Raw genomic sequence first — 1,238 nt, 5'->3', positions numbered from 1 at the left:
TTAATGACATGGAACCCCTTTGCTCCCAACGAGATAGAGGGAGCAAAATGAAAGTAACAAAGTTCTCATTAAAGGTGATTCCATGTCAGTTAGAAGGATACTCGCAAAAACTATCGATACAGATCTCGAATACGAAGCCATCGGTATAGATTTAGCTAAGAATTGCGTCAGTGTTGCTCTGTTAACAACAGATGGTGAAGTAGTCTGCATCGACCGCCTAGACTATTCTGAACTCGAGAAAAGTGCTCAGGTGCTATGCCCCACGACATTCGCCATGGAGCCGTGCACTGAAATGAATTATTTAGTTCAAAAGTTAGAGGCTTGGGGACATCGCTGCCTAGTTATCGGCGGCAAGAATGTACAGAACTACGTTGAAAATCATTATTCAGGCCAAAAAACTGATTTGAATGATGCTCAAGCTCTGGCTTTTCTAGCCCAAGATACCCAGCTGAGGCCAATCAAAGCCAAAGATATGGAGCAACAAAAGTACGCCAGCTTAACAACGCTGCGGGAACAATATATCAAGCAATACAGACAGACTATTGTGTCTTTAAAAGGGATTTGTCAGTCGTGGGGATTGAATATATCGAAAGGAATCAGCGGGAAAGCTCGATTGAAAGATCTGATTGAAAATCATGCAGCTTTTCCGGAGGAACTGAAGGAAAGTCTCGTTGACATGGTCACACACGCTCAAACAACTCAAAAGGCCTTGAATAAAATCACCAAAACTCTGGAGGAGTTAGCAAAGAACGATAAACTCTGCCAACTAATACAGACGATTCCGGGGCTGGGACCAGTCTGCAGTTGCAGACTTCGTGCAACGATTGGAGACATCAAGAGATTTAAAAATCCCAAAGATTTTCCTGCCTATTATGGTTTAGTGCCAAGAAGCATTGCTACGGGGCACAATGAGAAGAAAGGAAGAATCACCCATCGCGGAGACAAAACAATGAGGTCTTTAATGGTGCAAGGAGCCGGGAGCGTGGTTAACATGGCCACTAAAGGAAAATTGAAATCCAAACAGTTGACGAAGTGGATTTTGAAGAAGCAAAAAGAAAAAATGCCGTGGGGGAAACTTGTATGCGCTGTTGCCGCAAAGCTTTTACGGATTGTTAGAGCTGTTCTTATCAGCAGTAAACCATATAACCCTAAAATAGCAGGGGTCGCGAAATGTTCATTGCCCAAAGGGACCTAAAAATTTAACTTTTACAGTTCGAGCACAATCGTCTACAACTAAG

The 1,238-nt window shown here is 43.0% G+C and carries 1 protein-coding gene; it reads left to right on the top strand.

Translation table 11 applies throughout. The features are described from left to right. Positions 1 to 82: 82 nt before the first annotated feature. Positions 83 to 1,195 (top strand): IS110 family RNA-guided transposase, encoded by a 1,113-nt coding sequence (locus HMPREF9439_RS07840; RefSeq protein WP_008864451.1) that lies wholly within the window; start codon positions 83 to 85, stop codon positions 1,193 to 1,195. The last annotated feature ends 43 nt before the right edge of the window (positions 1,196 to 1,238 follow it).

It is taken from the genome of Parasutterella excrementihominis YIT 11859, assembly GCF_000205025.1.
Taxonomy (GTDB): domain Bacteria; phylum Pseudomonadota; class Gammaproteobacteria; order Burkholderiales; family Burkholderiaceae_F; genus Parasutterella; species Parasutterella excrementihominis.
Note: the sequence above shows the minus strand (reverse complement) of the source record. Positions and strands in the feature narration are given on the sequence as shown.

Excerpts from the sequence above, each read along its gene's own strand:
- HMPREF9439_RS07840 (WP_008864451.1), top strand. The coding sequence starts at position 83 with ATGTCAGTTAGAAGGATACTCGCAAAAACTATCGATACAGATCTCGAA.